This window comes from Roseobacter litoralis Och 149 (genome assembly GCF_000154785.2).
In the GTDB taxonomy this organism is placed as follows: Bacteria; Pseudomonadota; Alphaproteobacteria; order Rhodobacterales; family Rhodobacteraceae; genus Roseobacter; species Roseobacter litoralis.
Window position 1 is genome coordinate 1,957,478 of the sequence record NC_015730.1, and the last position, 19,713, is coordinate 1,977,190.

The following is a 19,713-nucleotide window of genomic DNA, read 5'->3' on the forward strand; positions in this document are numbered from 1 at the left end:
TCTCCTGCGCACAAAGGGTACAATGGAAGATTTGAACGCTATATTCTCGCCGGGCATGTTGGTTATGCACCCAGAGCACCCGGAATGGGGCACAGGGCAAGTACAAAGTAACATTGGTGGCAAATTAACCGTAAATTTTAGGGATGAGGGCAAGATTGTCATTGATAGCGCTCGCGTTTCATTGCGTGCCGTCTTTGATGGATGAACATCCTTTCCAAAAGGTTAACGCGTGCCGTAATATTGTAAAGTCGTCAAAGGGTCGCGTGGTTCTTTGCGGGGCCGTGGTATAGGGCAGCGGTACCCTGCCAACCAAAGGACTGAGATCGCAAAATGAGTGACACTTCTGCGCCTTCCTTTGTGACGAAACTGGCCAGCACACCCGAGGATTTGAGGGCAGCGCAAGCGTTAAGATATGAGGTCTTTGTCGAAGAGCTGGGCGGCAGCGGCACAATGGTTGATCACGTCAACCGGCTTGAGCAAGACAGGTTCGACCCCTATTTTGAACATCTGATTTTGACGGATACGACCAAGGGTAAAGTCGTTGGCGTGTATCGTTTGATGCGACAGGAGCAGGCCGTCAAGGCGGGTGAATTCTATTCTGCGTCTGAATATGATCTGACCGCATTGCTGAATTCGGGACGCCGTGTGCTGGAGTTGGGTCGCTCTTGTCTGCACCGCGATTACAGAGGGGGCATGGCGATGTATCACCTGTGGAGCGGGCTGGCCACATATATCGCGAACCACCGGATTGAGGTGCTTTTCGGCGTGGCGAGCTTTCATGGCACCGACGCCAAAGCACTTGCACAACCTTTGTCGCTTCTGCACCATCGGCATCTTGCGCCACCTGACTTGCGGGTGCGAGCACGCGATGAAGCCTATCAACCTATGAACTTAATTGCAGAAACAGAGCTCGACCGACGCGCTGCAATGGTGCAGGTCCCGTCGCTGATCAAAGCCTATCTGCGTCTGGGCGGTTTCGTCGGGGAGGGGGCCTTTATCGACCATGCATTCAATACCACAGATGTCTGTCTGGTGCTGGATACCGCCCAGATGAACCACCGGCAGGCGCGCTTGTATCAAGGTGCCGGCGCTTGAGTCCGACCTGGCATAGCACAACACCCCTGCCGGAAATGCCCGCGATTACTCTGTCCGGGTGGGTTCGGGTTTGCATCAAGGGGCCGCTGCTGGGGGGGCTGGTTTTTGGCGGATTATTGACGCTGTTGCTGTTGCGCCTGATCGAAAAGCCGCTGTTCGGGGCGCACCGCCCCTGCACCCCGTATATTACCGTGTTTGTCTGTCGCAATGCGTTGCGCATCATCGGGTTGAAACTGCATTCTGGTGGCAGCCCTGCAAAAACCGCAGGCGCATTGGTAGCCAACCATTCCAGTTGGCTGGACATCTTTGTGCTGAACGCCACGACACGGCTTTATTTCGTCTCCAAGTCCGAAGTGGCCGCCTGGCCCGGCATCGGATGGCTGGCCCGCGCCACTGGCACCGTTTTCATCGAACGAAACCGCTCGAAAGTGGCGCAGCAATCAGAACTTTTTGCGCAGCGCCTCGGGGCAGGGCATCGTTTACTGTTCTTCCCGGAAGGCACCAGCAGCGATGGATTGCGTGTGCTGCCGTTTAAATCCAGCCTGTTCGCCGCATTCTTTGCGCCGGATTTACGTGGCTCAATACAGGTGCAGCCCGTATCGCTGCGTTACACCGCGCCTGAACATGCCGATCCGCGATTTTACGGGTGGTGGGGAGATATGGATTTTGGCCCTCACCTGCTGATGCTGCTGGCCGCGCCGCAACACGGGCGGGTGGATGTGCACTACCATGCGCCACTGTCAGTGGCGTCTTTTGAGGATCGCAAAACCCTTGCACTGACTGCTGAGGAGGCGATCCGGTCCGGGCATACCGCCTGATTTGGCCTCAAGGCTAGTGAAAGAAAATGTCGTCTGACGCCAGTTCAAGCCCGTCGCTGTCCGGGCCAATTTCCATCATCAGGCAGGCCGTGCCCTTGCGCTGAAAATAGGTCGCTTCGAGCGCATAAAATCCCGCCTGCGGCACCGCGACTTCAATCTCACCCACATAGCCACAGGGGTGAACACCGTCGTAAAACCCGACTTCTTGCCCGCCGATTGCGATTTGCAGCCCATCATTGCTGAGGAAATCGAGGGTATATGTGCCTGCCGCATCGAACTTTATGAATCCAGAAATATCTGCGGCGACCTGTTCTGCGCGCTCAGATGTCAGAACCTTGTCGCCTCCTTTAGTATCCTCAAGGGACAATCCGGCAATGGGTGCACCTGGTTCCGAGCGTCGTTCAAGCGATTTACGTGCAAGATCTATGGACCGTACATTGCTTGGAATCGTCGCATAATTCACCGCAAGGCCCGGCGCCAGTGCGCTGGCCTTTGGTTGCGGATCAGCAGGTGCAAGCGTGACCTCCTGTGCAACAGCCGCAACCGGGCTCAGCACTGCGAGCGATAATGCGGCGGCAATCAGATCTTGTTTCATGAAATCTCCCAATTTTTGTGAGACCTTTGCGGTCCTTTGGCGACACTTTAGGGCGCGGCAGTTATGGCATGCAAGAGCTCGCAGCACCCAAACGCAGAGTTTACGCACAGCAGTCGGATTCAGTCCTTGCGCAGCGGCACGTGCTGGCCTATACGGCGGCCACTGAAACCCGCAGGCGGGGTTTGGGCTTGATGGGGGAGACATCCCCGTCGGTCCGCCGGTTGGCACCAAATGGTGTCATGCCCCCGCCGAGGAATAAACCGGAAAGGTAGACTAACATGGCTCTTCCAGAGTTCTCCATGCGCCAATTGCTTGAAGCAGGCGTTCACTTCGGCCACCAGACGCAGCGTTGGAACCCCCGTATGGGTCCGTTCATCTATGGCGCGCGCAACGGCATTCACATCATGGATCTGACGCAAACCGTTCCAATGCTGGATCAGGCATTGCAGGCGATCCGTGACACCGTCGCCAAGGGCGGCAGCATTCTTTTCGTTGGCACCAAGCGTCAGGCGCAACAGCCCATCGCCGATGCTGCAGAAAAATGCGCACAATACTACATGAACCACCGTTGGTTGGGCGGCACGCTCACAAACTGGCAGACTGTTTCACAGTCGATCAACCGTCTGAAGGCAATCGATGAGCAATCAGAGCGTGGCTTTGAAGGTCTCACCAAGAAAGAGCGCCTCGGCATGGAGCGGGATCAAGGCAAATTGCAATCCTCGCTTGGTGGTATCCGCGAAATGGGCGGTCGCCCCGATCTGATCTTTGTGATCGACGTCAAGAAAGAGGCCTTGGCGGTTGCCGAAGCCAACAAGCTGGGCATTCCGGTTGTGGCCGTCGTCGATACAAACTGCCCGCCCGATGGCATTGATTACATCATTCCGGGCAATGACGACGCGTCCCGCGCGATCTCCTTGTACTGCGATCTGGCTGCACGCGCAGCCCTTGATGGCATGTCCGCTCAACTGGGTGCGGCAGGCGTTGATCTTGGTGCCATGGAAGAAGCCCCGGTCGAAGAGGCCGTAGCTGCTGAAGCGCCTGCCGAAGGTGCTGCCGAAGAAGCGCAGGCCTGAGTTTTAAACTCACGCACGACATATGGGGCAGGGCACACCTGCCCCAAAAATCCGAATAATTCCTAAAGGAGAACCTGAGATGGCGATTACGGCCGCAATGGTGAAAGAACTGCGCGACAGCACGGGCGCAGGCATGATGGACGCCAAAAAAGCGTTGACCGAAAACGATGGTGATATGGAAGCGGCAGTCGATTGGCTGCGCACGAAGGGCCTGGCCAAGGCAGCTAAGAAATCTGGCCGTACCGCGGCAGAGGGTCTTGTCGCTGTCAAAGTGGAGGGAGGCCACGGCGTGGCTGTCGAAGTGAACTCCGAAACCGATTTTGTTGGTAAGAATGCGGATTTCCAGAAAATGGTCGCGGGCATCGCTGATGTTGCTTTGGGTGCTGCAGATGTTGACGCCCTGCGCGCAGCGGATATGGGCGGCAAGACCGTCGAGCAAACGGTGACTGATGCGGTTGCGGTTATCGGCGAAAACATGTCCGTGCGCCGGATGTCCAGCATCGATGGCGAAAACGTGGTGTCCTATGTGCACAACGCGGCGGCACCGGGCATGGGTAAAATTGGCGTTCTTGTTGCAACAAATGGTGGCGACGAAGCCTTTGGCAAACAGGTCGCGATGCACATTGCCGCCGTGAACCCTGCGTCTTTGTCCGAAGCCGATCTGGACCCCGCAGTTGTCGAGAAAGAAAAGCAGGTTCAGATGGATATCGCGCGTGAAAGCGGTAAGCCTGAGCAAGTGATCGAAAAGATGATCATCGGCCGCATGAAGAAATACATGTCCGAGGTGACATTGCTGAACCAGTCCTTTGTCGTGAACCCTGATCTGACCGTGGGCGACGCAGCGAAAGAGGCGGGTGTGACCATCACTGGTTTCGTACGCCTTGAAGTCGGCGAAGGCATTGAAGTCGTCAAAGAAGACTTTGCAGCCGAGGTGGCCAAGGCCGTCAAAGGGTAAGATTCTTTTAAACACACTAACGTTAAAGGCGTTCCGTTTCGGAGCGCCTTTTTGTATTTAAAATCAGTTTTCTATCTGGGTACCTTAAAGTTTCAGATGAGCCTTCAGCGCGTCCATTGCTAAGACATACCCCTGTGCGCCAAACCCACAGATCACGCCGATACACACTTTGGAGATATAGGAAGTGTGGCGGAACTCTTCGCGGGCATGGACATTGCTAAGATGCAACTCAATACACGGTAGCTCAACAGAGGCTATCGCGTCCATCAAGGCAATAGACGTATGCGTATAAGCGCCTGCATTCAGGATAATCCCAACATGCGTTTCACGAGCGGCATGGATCGCGTCGACCAGCGCACCTTCGTAATTGGATTGGGAGAAAACCACATCAAGATCAGTGTCTTGACCGTGCGCTCTGCACATATCCTCAATATCAGACAAAGTGGTTTTGCCATAAACTTCGGGCTGGCGGGACCCCAGCAGATTGAGGTTTGGACCGTTGAGAATGAGAACTGATGCCATGATGTCTTGCTCGCGTAGTGTGTGCCATGTGACGTGACAGGTCCCGAACAGCCTGTCCAGCAATGACAGGGACTGCGGCGTCATCAATTTGACACTGCGGCTTGACCGTCACATCCAAATCAGTTTGTTTACACAGCCTCGGGATGGGGATGACAGGTCCCACAAAGGACGGATTGTCAGAGGGCTAACGTGTCTATTTCTGAGTTGATCCGGGGTTTGTCAATAACAGCAAGTAAGTTTATAATCATGATTATGTTAATTATAGGATTGTTCAGATCCTATGATACTGGCGTATGCCACAAAAATACCTCCATTTATGAAATCATCAAAGCTAAACCACAGCTTTCCGGTTTCTAGACCTGAAATATGGTGTGTCACCGAGGGTTCAGATGTGCTTTTGTCCGATTGAGCGATTACCCGGTAAAGGGCCTAACATGACAAACCCATGTATTCTTTGTGTTGCGATCACTGGCAGTGTGCCCACCAAGGCCGCGAATCCTGCTGTACCGGTCACCATCAGTGAGCAGATAGAAAGCACCCATGCGGCCTATGAGGCTGGTGCCAGCATCTGTCACGCTCATGTACGAAACGCGGATGAAACCCCTTCGTCTAATCCGGAGAAATTTGCAGCGCTGAAAGAAGGCGTGCAGAAACACTGCCCGGATATGATCATTCAATTTTCCACCGGTGGCCGCTCTGGTGCGGGCCAAGAGCGCGGTGGCATGTTGAAGCTGCGTCCGGATATGGCGTCCCTGTCGGTTGGGTCTAACAACTTTCCAACGCGCGTTTATGAAAACCCGCCGGACCTGGTGTCCTGGCTTGCGGGCGAAATGCGCGCCAATGAGGTGGTACCTGAGATCGAGGCTTTTGATCTGAGCCACATCCTTCAAGCGATACAAATGCACAAAGCAGGTGCGCTATACGGACGCTTGTATGTGCAGTTCGTCATGGGTGTGAAAAATGCAATGCCCGCCGATAAAGAGGTCTTTGATTTCTATGTGCAAACGATGAAGTCGAGAGCACCCGATGCGGCGTGGTGTGCAGCTGGTATCGGTGCGGCTCAGATCGAGGTCAACGAATGGGCCATCGCGGCTGGCGGGCACACACGTGCAGGTCTGGAAGATAACGTGCGCCTTGATCGTACTACGCTGGCGCCGTCAAATGCGGCATTGATCCAGCGTGCCGCGCAACTGTGCGAAAAGTATGAAAGGCCCGTCGCAAGCTGCGCAGACGCGCGGTCAATCCTTGGGTTGCGGCCAACAACTGACTAAGTCGCGCCCCCTACCCCAGCGCGTAGCCGGCACCGCGCACGGTGCGCAACGGATCTGATCCGCCAAATTGCGTCAGTGCTTTGCGCAAGCGTCCGATGTGTACATCAACGGTACGCGTGTCGACATAGATGTCACGGCCCCACACACGGTCCAGCAGCTGTTCTCGTGAAAACACGCGCCCCGGTTTTTCCATGAACGTGGACAACAGGCGAAATTCGGTGGGACCAAGTTTCAATTCGCTTTTGCCCCGGCTCACGCGGTGGCTTGAGGCATCCAGAACGATATCCTCAAACTCAAGCCGTTCGCCTGTGGCCGCCGGACGCACGCGCCGCAACTGGCTGCGCACGCGGGCCATCAGTTCAACGACAGAATAGGGCTTGATTACATAGTCGTCCGCGCCGGTTTCAAGGCCGCGCACCCGGTCCACCTCTTCTGAGCGCGCCGACAGCATGATGATCGGGATCGCGCGGGTTTCAGGCTTTGATTTCAACCGCCTGCAAACCTCGATGCCTGACAGGTTTGGCATCATCCAGTCCAGTACAATTAAATCGGGCGCTGTTTCATCCACCAGCATCATTGCCTCTTCACCGTTTTCCGCACGGCTCACTGCAAAACCCTCGGCCTCAAGGTTATAGGTCAGAACTTCGCGTTGTGCAGATTCGTCTTCGACGACCAGAACAAGGGGTTGATCGGCCGACATCATCGCTGTCCTTTGGCAACCACTGACGTTTCATCGGCCTTCGGACGCGGGTCTTCGGGGTGTTCGCCGGTCACCAGATAGACAACCTGTTCTGCGATCGACGTCACATGATCGCCCATGCGCTCAATATTTTTGGCTATGAAATGAAGATGCATGCAGGCGGTAATATTCCGCGGATCTTCCATCATGAAGGTCAGGAATTCACGAAACAGCGCGTTGTACATCTGATCGACTTCTTTGTCGCGCGCGATCACATCCATCGCAAGTTCTGCGTCCCGCTGCACATAGGCGTCCAGCGCATCCTTGAGCATATGTTCGACCTCGCGCGCCATCCGGCGCAATGCGGCACTGCTGTCATCCACCGGCGCCATCTGGGCCAGAACGCCGGTCCGTTTTGCCATGTTCTTGGCGTAATCCCCGATCCGTTCAAGGTTCGCACTGATCTTTATCACGCTCAGGATCAGCCGCAGGTCCCGCGCAGTGGGCGCGCGCAAGGCAATCACACGGGCAGCTTCTTCATTGATCATCTCTTCAAGATTATCGATGGATTTATCGGCTTTTCGGACCTCTTCGGCCAGTTCCTCATCGCGCGTGTCCAGTGATTGCGCGCCGTTGCGAATGGCTGCTTCGACCAGCCCGCCCATCTTCATGATCTGCGCTTGAATCGCCTCAAGGTCACGGTCAAAGGCGGACGCGATATGTTGTTCGTCAATCATCATTCTATCCAATACGCCCGGTGATATAGCTTTCAGTGCGTGGGTCTTCTGGGTTCGTGAATATCGTCCCGGTCTCGCCATATTCCACCAGATTACCAAGGTGGAAAAAGGCCGTCTTTTGGCTGACCCGGGCTGCTTGCTGCATAGAGTGTGTCACAATCACAACCGAATAATTCTGTCGCAGATCGTCGATCAGTTCTTCGACCTGTGCCGTTGCAATGGGATCCAGCGCTGAACAGGGCTCATCCATCAACAGGACTTCGGGCTGTGTCGCGATGGCGCGGGCGATGCACAAACGCTGCTGCTGCCCGCCCGACAAGCCGGTGCCCGGCGCGTCGAGCCGGTCCTTGACCTCACCCCAGATCGCAGCGCGGCGCAGGGAGTGTTCAACCAGATCGTCCAATTCCGCTTTGTTCTGCGCCAGCCCATGGATACGCGGCCCATAGGCCACATTGTCATAGATGGATTTGGGAAAGGGGTTTGGTTTTTGGAACACCATACCGACCTTTGCCCGCAACTGGACCGGGTCAACACGTTTATCATAGATGTCTTCGCCGTCGATCGAGATGTCACCTTCGACGCGGCATATGTCAATCGTATCGTTCATGCGGTTCAGACAACGTAGAAACGTCGATTTGCCACATCCCGACGGGCCGATAAACGCGGTGACGGTCTTGTCCTGAATTTCCACATTGACGTCTTTGATCGCATGGTTGTCGCCATAAAAGACCTGCACGTCTTTTGCCGAAATCTTGATGGCTTTCGCATCCACGTCTCTCTCCAGTATTCTCATATCGTTCATAACAGTATTCCTTTACCAGCGCCGTTCAAAACGGCGACGCAGGATGACAGCGAGGGTGTTCATCGTCACGAGGAACCCAAGCAGGATAATAATGCCACCCCATGCGCGCTCATAAAATGCCGGATCAGAGCGTTTGGCCCACTCGTAGATCTGCGCGGGCATGGCGGAGTTCGGGTCCATCAATCCTGCGGCGATGCTGTCTGGCGGATTTGACGCAATAAAGCCGACCATACCGATCAACAACAGGGGCGCTGTCTCTCCCAAAGCTTGCGCCAGCCCGATGATGGTCCCTGTCAGGATACCGGGCGCGGCAAGCGGCAGGACGTGGTGGAATACGGATTGCATCTTGGAGGCCCCTACCCCGAGGGCCGCATCACGGATGGACGGCGGTACAGCTTTCAGAGAGGCGCGGGTTGAGATGATGATGGTGGGCAGCGTCATCAGCGTCAGCACCAACCCGCCAACCAAGGGCGCGGAGTTTGGCAAATGCATGTAGTTGATAAAGACAGCCAAGCCCAAGATACCAAAGACAATCGAGGGCACAGCCGCAAGGTTTGAGATATTCACTTCGATCACATCCGTGATCCAGTTTTTCGGTGCGAATTCCTCAAGGTAGATCGAGGCGGCAACGCCAATCGGCAGCGCAAGCACCAGCACCACCAGCATCATGACCAGCGATCCGACCATTGACACGCCCATCCCGGCTGCTTCGGGGCGCGCACCAGAACTGTCGGCACCGGTGATAAAGGACAGGTTGAACCGTTTCTCAACCGTGCCTTCCTCAATCAGCAGGTCCACAAGATCCAGTTGTGCGGGGCTGATGTTCTTGTCGTTTTCGATACTGTCCCGGCTGACCCGCCCCTTGATGTATCCATCCACGCGGCCGGAGGCGAGAAATTCGAAGTCTACCCGCTCCCCGACAACCGAAGGGTCCGCCAAAACGAAATTCCGCAGCTGCGCCTGCGCGCCACCAGAAAGAATTCCTGCCATTTCTTTGGGGCTGAGGTCGGTTTCATAGCCTTTTTCCGCGATATGCTCTTCAAATGCTGTCCGCAATAAAGGGGCATATCCAAAGGTTGAGACTTTGCGCATCTCGTCCGGGTTGCGGTTGCCGGTCTTATCCAGCTTGTCTGCCGGCAGGCTCACCTCCAGTGTGACAAAGGTTTGCTGAAACGCGCCGGTGCCACGAGACACGATATTGAAAACCAGCGTTATCAGCATCAGCAGGCCAATCGAAATCGCAATCATCCCGTAGGCTTTGAACCGCGTCTCAGCCGCATTGCGCTTTTTGGTCCGCGCATCCTGCGTCAGCAGCGATCCTTTGCGTGGTGGCGCAGAGGGGCTGGATGGTATTGCAGTGGTTGTCGCGTCGCTCATTCGTACTGCTCCCGATATCTGCGCACGATATAGAGCGCGATCACGTTCAGCCCGAGGGTCAAAACGAAAAGTGTGAGGCCAAGGGCGAAGGCGACAAGCGTCTCTGCACTGGCGAAATCCGTGTCGCCAGTCAGTTGGCTGACAATCCGTGTGGTGATGGTCGTCATGGCATCCAGCGGGTTGAGCGAAAACTTGGCAATGGCCCCTGCCCCCAGCACAACGATCATCGTCTCACCAATCGCGCGGGACGCCGCCAATAGAACCGCACCGACAATTCCGGGCAATGCGGCGGGCAGAACGACCTGACGGATTGTCTCCGACTTGGTCGACCCCAACCCCAAGGAACCATCCCGCATCGCCTGCGGCACCGCGTTGATGATGTCATCGGACAAGGAAGATACAAACGGGATCAACATGATCCCCATGACCAAACCAGCGGTTAAGACAGCGGTCGCACCGCTCATCCACTCGACCCCGAGCAGACCCGCTTCGCCACGTCCAAAGATGCTCACCAGAAACGGCCCGACCGTCAGCAGCGCGAAAAGACCGTATACGATGGTTGGAATACCAGCGAGAATTTCAAGCAGTGGCTTCGCAAAAGAACGCACCCCTGAACTTGCATATTCCGAGAGGTAAATCGCTGCAAACAGGCCGATCGGCACAGCAACCAGCAAGGCGACAATCGAGATATACAACGTCCCCCACAGCAGCGGCAAAATGGATAAATCGCTGTTGCCCCGAAAATTCGGCGCCCATGTGTCCCCGAAAAAGAAGTCCGTCCAGGAATGCATGCGAAAGAAGTTCATGCTCTCAAAAAGCATCGACAAGACAATACCCACAGTCGTCAAAATGGCCAGCGAAGCCGCGACCATGAGCATGCCGAGGGCAAAACGTTCGACAACGTTACGCGCCCTGAAATCTGCTTTGCTGACAAATATGCTGGCGGCTGCGCCCACCAGTGCTGCCGTCAGAACAATGACTGCCATCCATGCAGTACCTAAAGCCGACTTGGTGCGGTACTGCTGTGCTGCGACCAAGACCTCCGGATCAACATCGGAGCCCAGAGCGACGCCGACACCACCCAGAATACTGCGGATGTCGGAGGTATCAGTGCTGATCTGATTTGCGTCCTCTTTTGACAGAGCGCCTGAAGCGACCGCAATATCAAGACCTTCCGCGACACGGCGCACGTCGCTCATCACAAGGCTGCGGTTTGATCCTTCGTTGACGATACTATCAGGCAGTAAATTATAGACCGTATTTTCAATCATCATGGGCTGCGCCAACAGCCATATGACCAGCATGCCCAAGGCCGGAACGGCTGCAAACATCGCAGCGTTGTATCCGTAGTAGTTCGGTAAGGAATGCAAAAGCCGGATATCACCACCAGCGGCAGATTTCGCGCGCGCCTTCGCCATCATGAAGGACCCGATTGTAAGTGCCATAATGGCAAGAACAACGTATCCTGTGATCCCCAAATTCATGCACCCAACCTCTTTGCAGGCTTAACCGGTTCTTGCTGAAGGCCGCGGTGATCGCCGCCTTCAGCCACCTTGAAAAAAGGCAGGTCAGGAATTGCCGCCAAGCACTTTTTCGTCCGCTACAGCCGCTTGTGTCTCGGACAGGGCGGGGTCGGAAACCAGACCATATTCAGCCAAAGGCCCATCCGGACCCGCGATTTCATCCGAGACAAAGAACTCGGCAAAATCTTTGAGACCCGGGATCACGCCGATATGGGCTTTCTTTATGTAAAAGAAAAGCGGGCGCGACACGGGGTAATCGCCTGTTGAAATGGTCTCAGTTGTTGGCTGAACGCCGCCCATTGTGGCCACCTTCAGCTTGTCTGTATTGTTCTCGTAGAATGCCAGACCGAACACACCGATGCCATTGGTGTTGCTGTCAATCCGCGCCAGCGTCTCTGTGTAATCCCCGTCGATATCCACGGATTTTCCATCTGTGCGCACGGCCATGCAGGCGCTTTCTGCTGCATCTTCGTCCATACCCATGTCCATCATGGCTTGCATGGCACCTGTGTCTTCACAGCCTTGCAACAGCACTTTTTCCTCAAAGACTTCGCGGGTGCCGTGCTTGGTGCCGGGAATGAACGCCGCAATATCGACCGCAGGAAGGGCCGCGTTTACCGAATCCCAGGTGGCGTTCGGGTTGGCAATCATTTTGCCATCAACAGGCAATTCTGCGGCAAGTGCGGTATACCAGTCAGACGGCTGGAATTCGGTGAATGCGGGGCCTGTCTGCTGGCTGGCAAAGACGATGCCGTCATAGCCAATGCGCACTTCTATAATGTCAGTTACGCCATTTTCGGCGCAGGCTGCGATTTCACGCTCCCGGATTTGACGCGATGCATTGGCGATATCGACGGTATTCTCGCCCACGCCTTCGCAAAAGCGCTTGAGACCTGCAGAGGATCCACCGGATTCAACAACCGGCGTCGGGAATTCAAAATTCTCACCGAAGGCTTCGGCCACGATGGCGGCATAGGGTAATACGGTGGATGACCCGGCGACCTGAACCTGATCACGCGCCGCGGCGGTTGTTGCGGTAACAACGGCGATCGCCACTGCGGAGGTAGAGAGTTTTACAAACGACATGATAGCTCCTGTCATGAAACGAATCTGTGGCCGTCCATTTCAGCGACCATCTGTCGGATAGCTACGGTTTGGACGCTATCCTTTTGTGACAGTTGTGTAACGGTTTCATGACAAGGGAAAAGATTAATCTACTGCGTTGAATTTAAGTGTGAAAACGCTGCACAGCCCATCGTTTTCACTGCCTGCCTGCAGCCCGAGGACCTTTGCCAGATTCGTTTTCAGACGGTGTTAAGGTCAAGCGGCAGGACAACGGTAAACGTCGCCCCCTGCCCCAATTCACTTTCTATGCGCAGACGCCCACGATGGCGGTTGATAATGTGTTTCACGATTGCCAGACCCAACCCTGTACCGCCCAAAGCCCGGCTGCGGTGGCTGTCTGCACGATAGAACCTCTCGGTCAGCCGTGGCAAATGCACCGGATCAATTCCGGGTCCAAAATCCGTGACGCTAATATAGACACCCGGTGCGCGCAACGACAAATCACGCGCGACTTCGGTCAGTTTGATGATAACCCGCCCTCCGGAAGCGCCATATTTAATAGCGTTTTCCACTAGGTTTGTAACCACTTGCATGAGTTGATCCGCATCACCGATCAGGCCCACAGGGTGATCAGGAAGATCACAGTCGAGCACAACAGAGGTATCCTTGGCCAGCGGCGCAAGTGTGCGCGCGACGGAACTGACGACATCGCTGAGGTTCACGCTTTTTCGCGGGCGCACCCTTTGATCCCCCTCAACCCGGCTCAGAGACAGCAGGTCACCGACCAGCCGGTTCATGCGCCCTGCTTCCCCCTGCATGATGTCCAGAAACCTGTCCCGTGCGGCTGCATCCTCACGTGCGGGCCCCCGCAGCGTTTCGATGAACCCCATAAGAGCAGTAAGCGGCGTGCGTAATTCATGGCTGACATTGGCGACAAAATCCCGGCGCATCTGGCCTGCCTGTTCCAGATGGCTCACATCCTGAAAGGCCAGCACCACAACGCGCAGGTTCGGCAGCACCCGCGCCGTGACGCGATAGGTGGTGTCTTCGATGCCGTCGTTGGACAGATATTGAGAAACGCGCGGCTGGCTGTCTTGCAGCACTGCAGCAATCGTTTCGATCAACTGCGGCTGGCGTAAAATCGTAACATAGTGGCGCCCGGCCAGACCTTGTCCGACAAGTGCTGTTGCTTCCTTGTTCGCGGCCACAATCCGTTCGCTGCCATCAATGGCCAAGACCGGCATCGGCAGCGCTGCGAGCACTTCATCAATTGCCTCTGCCATGTCTTTGCCTCGGTCCTCTCTACGGGCTAACCGCCGCGTGCACAGCTTCGGTAAAGATGGCGCATAAGGTATCCGGTTCTTCAAGTCCTACGGAAACCCGGAAAAACCCTTCCGATATGCCAAGTGCCGCACGTTGCTCGGGGCTCAGTGCCCGGTGCGACGAGGATGCAGGATGCGACAGCGTCGTGCCCACATCCCCCAGTGTCGGCGCAAACGAAAGTCCTTCCGCCGCGCGGGTAAAGGCATTGGCCGCCTGTCGGGTGCCATTGAGTTCGAAACTCACCATATTGCAGTTTCTGCCCTCCAGCAGCGCTATAGCGCGCTGATGATCAGGGTGATCGGCGCGTCCGGGATAGAGCACCCGTTTGACACCCGGCAGTCCGGCAAGATGATCCGCGAGTATGGCCGCCGTGCACTGCGCACGTTCAAACCGCAATTCAAAAGTCAACAAACCGCGCTCTGCCAGCCAGCAATCAAACGGACTGGCCGATAGACCCATGGTCACGGCAAAGACGCGCAAACGATCATTCAGTGCCTGATCTTTGGCCGCAACATAGCCCAGCATCACATCGGAATGACCTGCCAGCAGCTTGGTGACCGAATGGATGACCACATCAGCGCCTGCATCCAGCGCCTTGAAGGCCATCGGGGTGGTAAATGTGTTATCCACCACCAGCAGCACACCGGTTTCGCGCGCCAGATCAACAAGGCCCGCGATATCCGCCAGCCGCAGTGTTGGGTTTGAGACGACCTCGACCAGGATCATCCGGGTCGTGGGCCGCAGGGCCGCACGCACTGCCTCAATATTACCCACATCGACCAACGTTGTTGCGATGCCAAGCCGGGGCAGGTCTTCGCTCATCATGCGCAGCGAGCGACCATAAAGCTGATTGCCACCGATCACATGGTCCCCGGTCTGTGTCAGCCCCATCAGAACCGCCGACACCGCGCCCATGCCGGACCCGGTCATCACGCCCGGAAACGGCGCGTTTTCCATCCGGTCGAGCCGTTTGGCCACTACGTCCGCATTCGGGTGCCCTTCGCGCGAATAGGTATAGCCCTGCAACCCGCCTTCGTACTGCTGATCCAGCATGTCCGGTGTATCAGAGGCATAGACAACAGAGGGGCTGAGCGGCGTAACAACCGGTCTGGAGGCCGAATGCGGCAGAGCATCGGGTCGTACCACAGACCCTTTTTCATTTTTCATATCAAATCTCTACAGCACGAAGCTTATGTTTGAAGTGGCGCATGTTTTCCTGATAGTGCAGCGCTGAGTTCCTCAGCCCTGCGATGGCCGCCTCGTCCAGTTCACGCACAACTTGGCCCGGCACACCCATCACCAGAGAATTATCCGGTATCACCTTGTTTTCAGTGATCAAAGCCCCTGCCCCGATCAGACAATTCTTGCCGATCCGGGCGCCGTTCAGCACCGTCGCGCCCATGCCGATCAAGGAGTTGTCGCCAATAGTACACCCATGCAGCATGACTTTATGCCCGATCGTGCAACCCGCCCCGATGCGCAGCGGATACCCGGCATCAATATGAAAGACGCAGTTTTCCTGCACATTTGACCCGGCGCCAACGCGGATTTCCTCATGGTCCGCGCGGATGGTGGCCCCGAACCATACGGAGGCCCCCGCCTCAAGTACGACCTGACCAATCAGGTTTGCATCCGGGGCAACCCATGTGTCCTCATGAAGTTGAGGTACACTCTCACCTAAAGCGTATAACGTCATGATAACCTTTCGAATTCGGATTGCAGATGGCGTACATGTTCGGTCAGTCCCGGCTGTTGGCTGCGCCGCAGGCGTGTGGCCGTAACGATGGTTTTCAGATGCGCCTCGGTGGTATCCAGATCGTCATTCACCAGCACATAATCATAGCTGCCCCAATGGCTGATCTCATCCCAACTCTTGTCCATGCGGCGCGCGATCGTTGCGGCATCATCCTGTGCGCGCTTTTCCAGACGGTTGCGCAACTCGCGGATCGAGGGCGGCAATAGGAAAATAGACAGCGTATGCGCGCTCAGGGCCGAATTGGTGATTTGCTGGGCACCCTGCCAGTCAATGTCGAACAACACATCACGGCCCGCGTTGATGGCATCCTGTACAGGGCCGCTTGGCGATCCGTAAAAGTTGCCGAAAACATGCGCATGTTCGAGCATGCCGCCCTTGGTAACCTGCGATTTGAACGCGGTTTCGTCCACAAAGTGATACTCACGCCCATCTACTTCGCCCGGACGCGCAGCCCGTGTCGTCGCGGACACCGAAAATTCAATATCCGCGTCCCAGTCCCGCAATCGTTGTGCCAGCGTCGATTTTCCGGCGCCAGAGGGCGAACTGAGGATGATCAAAAGTCCACGGCGCATGGGCGTCATCTGTTACTCCACATTTTGTACTTGTTCCCGCATCTGATCAATCACCGCCTTCAGCGCAAGCCCACAGCGTGTCAGTTCGGTGTTTTGCGCCTTGGCACAAAGCGTATTTGCCTCGCGGTTGAATTCCTGCATCAGGAAATCCAGTTTGCGCCCGACGGGACCACCCTGCCCGATCAGGTCTTGCGCGGCGGAAATATGCGCGGCAAGGCGGTCAATCTCTTCGGTCACGTCGGATTTGACGGCAATCAGCGCCAATTCCTGCGCCAGGCGATCTTCATCGACACTATCGGTGTTGTCGAGCACACGGCGCAGGTTACGGCGCAGGATATCGCCAGCCTCGGCACTGCGCGTTCTTGAGTGCTCTTTGGCCTGTTGGGTCAACGCCGCCACTTCATCCAACTGAGACAGCAACACCTTTTCCAGCGCGGCCCCTTCGGCGCGCCGCATTTCATTGAATGCGCCGATCAGCGTCTTTGCCTCCTCCAGCAGATGGGTCATCAGCGGTGCAGGATCATCGTCCACCGCACCCGCCTCCAGAACACCGCGAATCGTCACGATATCAGAGGCTTTTGACGGCGTCAGGGCAACACCCATTGCGGCGGCTTCCGCCTCGACCGCATCAATGGCCTTGAGGACGCTATGCAACTGTTCTTGGTTAATCCGAAGGGACGTTGTGTTTTCATCCCGCACCAGCCTCAGAGAGAGCGTAATATTACCACGGGCCGTTTGCGCGCCGAGCATTTTACGCAACCCAACCTCAAGCCCGTCAATCCAATCCGGCACGCGCAGACGCAGATCCTGCCCTTTGCCATTTACGGACCGCAACTCCCAACTCCATGCATGTGGGGCAAGGTTGCCGGTTGCCGAAGCAAAACCGGTCATGGATCGGAGCATCCGCAAATCCTTTCGCAAAGCCGTTATCGCCTTGCTTTATGGCAGTTTAACCGATCAGAGCAACCCCGGACGCGCACAGGCGCACCCCAATACCACGCAGGCTGGGATTAACCATTCCATAAAATAGCGGCCCATTTTGTGAAAATTGTTGATATTAAGGTTTCAGTAATCAATTCTCGTCAGGAAGCAGTTTTCCTGTTTTTAACAAGTAACACCCGAACGGCTGCCGGTACCATTGGAACTGGTCAGAAACAGAAGGCACAAGTAATGGACAATGGCGGTAAAAACACGCACAATGTGGTTAATATGACACAGCACGTTTCAGAAACAGGTTTTACCCCATTGTCCCAGGTCGAGGCCTATTGGGAAGCGCTGCGTGGCACACGGTTGATGCCGAACCGGTCGGAAATCGACCCACGCGGTATAGAGCAGGCGCTGGAGTATGCGTTCATCGTGGAACGGATCGCACCCGGAATTGCCCGGCTTCGGATCGCTGGAAGTCACCTGAGCGATCTGATGGGCATGGAGGTCCGCGGCATGCCCTTGACGGCATTCATTACGCCTGCGTCACGGCGCCAACTGAGCGACACTCTCGAAGAAGTATTCGAGACACCCGCCACATGTACAATGATGCTACACTCCGAAAAGGGGCCGGGCATGCAGCCGCTGGACGCGCGGTTGATCCTGATGCCGCTCAAGAGTGACCTCGGCGACGTCAGCCGTATTCTCGGCGCGCTGGTCGCTGTCGGTGACATGGGCCGCAGCCCACGGCGTTTTGATGTGACGGCTTCGTCGCTTCGCCCCATCGTGTCGGAACAGTCGATGCCGTTGCGTGCCAAGCGGGAGCCAAAGAAACCGTTGCCAGCGCCAAAACCTACCGTTGAAGTGCCTGGATTTGCCGAAGCCAAAGCCGAATTTCGCACCGAGACCCCGCGCCGCGAAGCGCCCTACCTCAGACTTGTGAAAACAGACGACTAGTAAGGTTTGCGTTCATCGGGAGGAGATCGCCGGTACGAACATATGGCGGCGGTCTTCAGCCTGATGTCGACCAAAAACAAGTCCAACGTACATGCCCGCTGATCTGAAATCAGCGGGCATTCTTTTTCCTGCGATGCGTTAGCTCACGGCTGCGTTCTGGTGTTGCGTGCGCCGGGCAGAAAGCTCTTCGGCGACCAGAAAGGCGAGCTCCAGAGACTGGCTGGCATTCAAGCGCGGATCACACGCCGTATGATAGCGCGAAGACAGATCTTCGTCGCTGACCGCGCGGACACCACCGGTGCATTCCGTGACATCCTGACCCGTCATCTCAAAGTGAACACCACCGGGCACCGTGCCCTCGGACGCGTGAACGGCAAAGAATTCGCGCACCTCGCGCAAAACCGATTCAAACGGCCGGGTCTTGTACCCGGTCGAGGATTTGATGGTATTGCCATGCATCGCGTCACATACCCAAGTCACATTCGCCCCTTCTTCGCGCACCGTTTTGATCAGGCGCGGCAGATGCTCCGCCACCGATCCGGCGCCAAAACGCGCGATCAGGGTCAGGCGACCCTCTTCGTTTTCGGGGTTCAGCTTGGCCATCAGCTGCTTGAGGTCATTCGAGGTCATGCTTGGCCCCGCCTTGAGGCCAATTGGGTTTTGGACACCGCTGGCAAATTCCACATGCGCCCCGTCTGGCTGGCGTGTGCGATCACCGATCCAGATCATATGACCCGAGCCCGCAAGCCATTTGCCCGTGGTGCTGTCAACGCGGGTCAGCGCTTCTTCGTATTCAAGCAGCAGGGATTCATGACTGGTGTAGAACTCAACCGATTGCAGTGTGTGCGCCGTATCCGCATTGATCCCCGCAGCTGTCATGAAATCCAGCGTGTCGGAAATGCGGTTCGCAACCTCGCGGTAAGCTTCGGCCTTTTCACCTTCGGTAAAGCCCTGCGTCCAGGCATGCACCTGATGGACATCGGCATAACCACCCGTGGAAAAAGCCCGCAGCAGGTTTAATGTCGCTGCCGCCTGCGTATAGGCGCGCAGCATGTTCTGCGGGTCCGGAATACGTGCGTCCGAGGTGAAATCCAGCTTGTTGATGATATCACCACGATAGCTGGGCAGTTCCACCCCATCGATCGTTTCAGTCGCAGCCGAACGCGGTTTGGCAAATTGACCGGCCATCCGACCTACTTTGATCACCGGGACTTTTGCACCATGGGTCAACACAATCGCCATCTGCAGCATCACTTTGAACGTATCGCGGATCGCATCCGAGCTGAATTGATCAAAGCTCTCCGCACAGTCACCGCCCTGCAACAGGAACGCTTCTCCCCGGCCAGCCGCACCAAGGTGCTTTTTCAGGCGGCGTGCTTCACCGGCAAATACCAGCAGCGGATAACGCGACAGTTGTGCTTCAACCTCGTTCAGGGCAGCCTGATCAGGATAGTCCGGCATCTGGATGCGCGGCTTTGCGCGCCAGCTCGATTTTGTCCATTCGCTCATGTTTTTCGTCTCCGCTCCTGGCCCGCGCACTGCGAGCGCTCACATATCGACATTCTCTATACAAAAGCGCAGCGCGAGTGACCATATCACAAATTCATCCTCTTGACGTCGCTTTCAGGCCGTGAGCAGAGTTGCGAATAAAGCTCGGTGTCCGCATGCG

21 protein-coding genes are annotated in these 19,713 nt (G+C 56.1%); 7 read left to right on the plus strand and 14 right to left on the minus strand.

The window, feature by feature from the left end; genetic code table 11:
* Window positions 1-22 precede the first annotated feature (22 nt).
* The 3 genes from RLO149_RS09260 (at window position 23) to olsA (ending at window position 1,913) form a co-directional block, all read left to right on the plus strand.
* Entirely contained in the window at window positions 23-205 is a 183-nt protein-coding gene (locus RLO149_RS09260) for a DUF3553 domain-containing protein (protein ID WP_013961820.1), read from the plus strand.
* 125 nt (window positions 206-330) lie between these two features.
* Window positions 331-1,095: an L-ornithine N(alpha)-acyltransferase gene (olsB, locus tag RLO149_RS09265; RefSeq protein WP_013961821.1), complete on the plus strand. Its 765-nt coding sequence runs from the start codon at window positions 331-333 to the stop codon at window positions 1,093-1,095.
* The gene (gene olsA, locus RLO149_RS09270) at window positions 1,092-1,913 is read left to right on the plus strand and encodes a lyso-ornithine lipid O-acyltransferase (RefSeq protein WP_044025281.1); all 822 of its coding nucleotides are present in this window, start codon (window positions 1,092-1,094) and stop codon (window positions 1,911-1,913) included. The genes olsB and olsA overlap by 4 nt, the downstream gene beginning before the upstream one ends.
* A gap of 13 nt (window positions 1,914-1,926) precedes the next feature.
* Here olsA and RLO149_RS09275 read toward each other — a convergent pair whose 3' ends face one another.
* Window positions 1,927-2,508 carry a PA14 domain-containing protein gene (locus tag RLO149_RS09275; protein WP_044025282.1) on the minus strand — a complete coding sequence of 194 codons (582 nt, stop codon included), beginning with the start codon at window positions 2,506-2,508 and terminating at the stop codon, window positions 1,927-1,929.
* Between the two features lie 278 nt (window positions 2,509-2,786).
* On the opposite strand from RLO149_RS09275, the gene rpsB reads away from it, so the two are divergent.
* Window positions 2,787-3,581, plus strand: a complete 795-nt coding sequence (rpsB, locus tag RLO149_RS09280) for a 30S ribosomal protein S2 (RefSeq protein WP_013961824.1) — start codon at window positions 2,787-2,789, stop codon at window positions 3,579-3,581.
* Between the two features lie 79 nt (window positions 3,582-3,660).
* Entirely contained in the window at window positions 3,661-4,536 is an 876-nt protein-coding gene (tsf, locus tag RLO149_RS09285; RefSeq protein WP_013961825.1) for a translation elongation factor Ts, read from the plus strand.
* Between the two features lie 84 nt (window positions 4,537-4,620).
* On the opposite strand, the gene aroQ is transcribed toward tsf, so the two are convergent.
* Complete coding sequence (gene aroQ / locus RLO149_RS09290; protein ID WP_044025601.1) at window positions 4,621-5,058, minus strand: type II 3-dehydroquinate dehydratase; 438 nt, start codon at window positions 5,056-5,058, stop codon at window positions 4,621-4,623.
* Between the two features lie 434 nt (window positions 5,059-5,492).
* On the opposite strand from aroQ, the gene RLO149_RS09295 reads away from it, so the two are divergent.
* Window positions 5,493-6,329 carry a 3-oxoadipate:acetyl-CoA acetyltransferase gene (locus RLO149_RS09295; protein WP_013961827.1) on the plus strand — a complete coding sequence of 279 codons (837 nt, stop codon included), beginning with the start codon at window positions 5,493-5,495 and terminating at the stop codon, window positions 6,327-6,329.
* Window positions 6,330-6,339: 10 nt separating this feature from the next.
* On the opposite strand, the gene phoB is transcribed toward RLO149_RS09295, so the two are convergent.
* From phoB to RLO149_RS09350, 11 genes are all read right to left on the minus strand, one after another.
* The gene (gene phoB, locus RLO149_RS09300) at window positions 6,340-7,029 is read right to left on the minus strand and encodes a phosphate regulon transcriptional regulator PhoB (protein ID WP_044025283.1); all 690 of its coding nucleotides are present in this window, start codon (window positions 7,027-7,029) and stop codon (window positions 6,340-6,342) included.
* Window positions 7,029-7,745: a phosphate signaling complex protein PhoU gene (gene phoU, locus RLO149_RS09305; RefSeq protein WP_374758575.1), complete on the minus strand. Its 717-nt coding sequence runs from the start codon at window positions 7,743-7,745 to the stop codon at window positions 7,029-7,031. Before phoU ends, phoB begins: the two co-directional genes overlap by 1 nt.
* A 4-nt stretch (window positions 7,746-7,749) precedes the next feature.
* Window positions 7,750-8,547 (minus strand): phosphate ABC transporter ATP-binding protein PstB, encoded by a 798-nt coding sequence (gene pstB / locus RLO149_RS09310; RefSeq protein ID WP_013961830.1) that lies wholly within the window; start codon window positions 8,545-8,547, stop codon window positions 7,750-7,752.
* 12 nt (window positions 8,548-8,559) lie between these two features.
* A complete protein-coding gene (pstA, locus tag RLO149_RS09315) occupies window positions 8,560-9,924 on the minus strand; it encodes a phosphate ABC transporter permease PstA (RefSeq protein ID WP_013961831.1) in 1,365 nt (454 codons plus the stop codon).
* Window positions 9,921-11,408 carry a phosphate ABC transporter permease subunit PstC gene (pstC, locus tag RLO149_RS09320; RefSeq protein ID WP_013961832.1) on the minus strand — a complete coding sequence of 496 codons (1,488 nt, stop codon included), beginning with the start codon at window positions 11,406-11,408 and terminating at the stop codon, window positions 9,921-9,923. The genes pstA and pstC overlap by 4 nt, the downstream gene beginning before the upstream one ends.
* An 84-nt stretch (window positions 11,409-11,492) precedes the next feature.
* Window positions 11,493-12,533: a substrate-binding domain-containing protein gene (locus tag RLO149_RS09325; RefSeq protein ID WP_013961833.1), complete on the minus strand. Its 1,041-nt coding sequence runs from the start codon at window positions 12,531-12,533 to the stop codon at window positions 11,493-11,495.
* Between the two features lie 218 nt (window positions 12,534-12,751).
* Window positions 12,752-13,795 carry a sensor histidine kinase gene (locus RLO149_RS09330; protein WP_013961834.1) on the minus strand — a complete coding sequence of 348 codons (1,044 nt, stop codon included), beginning with the start codon at window positions 13,793-13,795 and terminating at the stop codon, window positions 12,752-12,754.
* A gap of 19 nt (window positions 13,796-13,814) precedes the next feature.
* Window positions 13,815-15,002 carry a trans-sulfuration enzyme family protein gene (locus tag RLO149_RS09335; protein WP_013961835.1) on the minus strand — a complete coding sequence of 396 codons (1,188 nt, stop codon included), beginning with the start codon at window positions 15,000-15,002 and terminating at the stop codon, window positions 13,815-13,817.
* A 1-nt stretch (window position 15,003) separates the two neighbouring features.
* Complete coding sequence (locus RLO149_RS09340) at window positions 15,004-15,531, minus strand: gamma carbonic anhydrase family protein (protein WP_013961836.1); 528 nt, start codon at window positions 15,529-15,531, stop codon at window positions 15,004-15,006.
* Window positions 15,528-16,163 (minus strand): guanylate kinase, encoded by a 636-nt coding sequence (gmk, locus tag RLO149_RS09345; protein WP_044025604.1) that lies wholly within the window; start codon window positions 16,161-16,163, stop codon window positions 15,528-15,530. The genes RLO149_RS09340 and gmk overlap by 4 nt, the downstream gene beginning before the upstream one ends.
* Window positions 16,164-16,175: 12 nt before the next feature.
* The gene (locus RLO149_RS09350) at window positions 16,176-17,066 is read right to left on the minus strand and encodes a YicC/YloC family endoribonuclease (RefSeq protein ID WP_013961838.1); all 891 of its coding nucleotides are present in this window, start codon (window positions 17,064-17,066) and stop codon (window positions 16,176-16,178) included.
* A gap of 267 nt (window positions 17,067-17,333) precedes the next feature.
* Between RLO149_RS09350 and RLO149_RS09355 the strand changes: the two genes are divergently transcribed.
* Window positions 17,334-18,044: a PAS domain-containing protein gene (locus tag RLO149_RS09355; protein WP_013961839.1), complete on the plus strand. Its 711-nt coding sequence runs from the start codon at window positions 17,334-17,336 to the stop codon at window positions 18,042-18,044.
* A gap of 138 nt (window positions 18,045-18,182) precedes the next feature.
* On the opposite strand, the gene RLO149_RS09360 is transcribed toward RLO149_RS09355, so the two are convergent.
* Window positions 18,183-19,553, minus strand: coding sequence for a class II 3-deoxy-7-phosphoheptulonate synthase (locus RLO149_RS09360; protein WP_013961840.1), 1,371 nt, complete (start codon window positions 19,551-19,553; stop codon window positions 18,183-18,185).
* Window positions 19,554-19,713 lie beyond the last annotated feature (160 nt).

Excerpts from the sequence above, each read along its gene's own strand:
- RLO149_RS09260 (WP_013961820.1), top strand. The coding sequence starts at position 23 with ATGGAAGATTTGAACGCTATATTCTCGCCGGGCATGTTGGTTATGCAC.
- olsB (WP_013961821.1), top strand. The coding sequence starts at position 331 with ATGAGTGACACTTCTGCGCCTTCCTTTGTGACGAAACTGGCCAGCACA.
- RLO149_RS09275 (WP_044025282.1), bottom strand. The coding sequence starts at position 2,508 with ATGAAACAAGATCTGATTGCCGCCGCATTATCGCTCGCAGTGCTGAGC.
- rpsB (WP_013961824.1), top strand. The coding sequence starts at position 2,787 with ATGGCTCTTCCAGAGTTCTCCATGCGCCAATTGCTTGAAGCAGGCGTT.
- tsf (WP_013961825.1), top strand. The coding sequence starts at position 3,661 with ATGGCGATTACGGCCGCAATGGTGAAAGAACTGCGCGACAGCACGGGC.
- aroQ (WP_044025601.1), bottom strand. The coding sequence starts at position 5,058 with ATGGCATCAGTTCTCATTCTCAACGGTCCAAACCTCAATCTGCTGGGG.
- RLO149_RS09295 (WP_013961827.1), top strand. The coding sequence starts at position 5,493 with ATGACAAACCCATGTATTCTTTGTGTTGCGATCACTGGCAGTGTGCCC.
- phoB (WP_044025283.1), bottom strand. The coding sequence starts at position 7,029 with ATGTCGGCCGATCAACCCCTTGTTCTGGTCGTCGAAGACGAATCTGCA.
- phoU (WP_374758575.1), bottom strand. The coding sequence starts at position 7,745 with ATGATTGACGAACAACATATCGCGTCCGCCTTTGACCGTGACCTTGAG.
- pstB (WP_013961830.1), bottom strand. The coding sequence starts at position 8,547 with ATGAACGATATGAGAATACTGGAGAGAGACGTGGATGCGAAAGCCATC.
- pstA (WP_013961831.1), bottom strand. The coding sequence starts at position 9,924 with ATGAGCGACGCGACAACCACTGCAATACCATCCAGCCCCTCTGCGCCA.
- pstC (WP_013961832.1), bottom strand. The coding sequence starts at position 11,408 with ATGAATTTGGGGATCACAGGATACGTTGTTCTTGCCATTATGGCACTT.
- RLO149_RS09325 (WP_013961833.1), bottom strand. The coding sequence starts at position 12,533 with ATGTCGTTTGTAAAACTCTCTACCTCCGCAGTGGCGATCGCCGTTGTT.
- RLO149_RS09330 (WP_013961834.1), bottom strand. The coding sequence starts at position 13,795 with ATGGCAGAGGCAATTGATGAAGTGCTCGCAGCGCTGCCGATGCCGGTC.
- RLO149_RS09335 (WP_013961835.1), bottom strand. The coding sequence starts at position 15,002 with ATGAAAAATGAAAAAGGGTCTGTGGTACGACCCGATGCTCTGCCGCAT.
- RLO149_RS09340 (WP_013961836.1), bottom strand. The coding sequence starts at position 15,531 with ATGACGTTATACGCTTTAGGTGAGAGTGTACCTCAACTTCATGAGGAC.
- gmk (WP_044025604.1), bottom strand. The coding sequence starts at position 16,163 with ATGCGCCGTGGACTTTTGATCATCCTCAGTTCGCCCTCTGGCGCCGGA.
- RLO149_RS09350 (WP_013961838.1), bottom strand. The coding sequence starts at position 17,066 with ATGCTCCGATCCATGACCGGTTTTGCTTCGGCAACCGGCAACCTTGCC.
- RLO149_RS09355 (WP_013961839.1), top strand. The coding sequence starts at position 17,334 with ATGGACAATGGCGGTAAAAACACGCACAATGTGGTTAATATGACACAG.
- RLO149_RS09360 (WP_013961840.1), bottom strand. The coding sequence starts at position 19,553 with ATGAGCGAATGGACAAAATCGAGCTGGCGCGCAAAGCCGCGCATCCAG.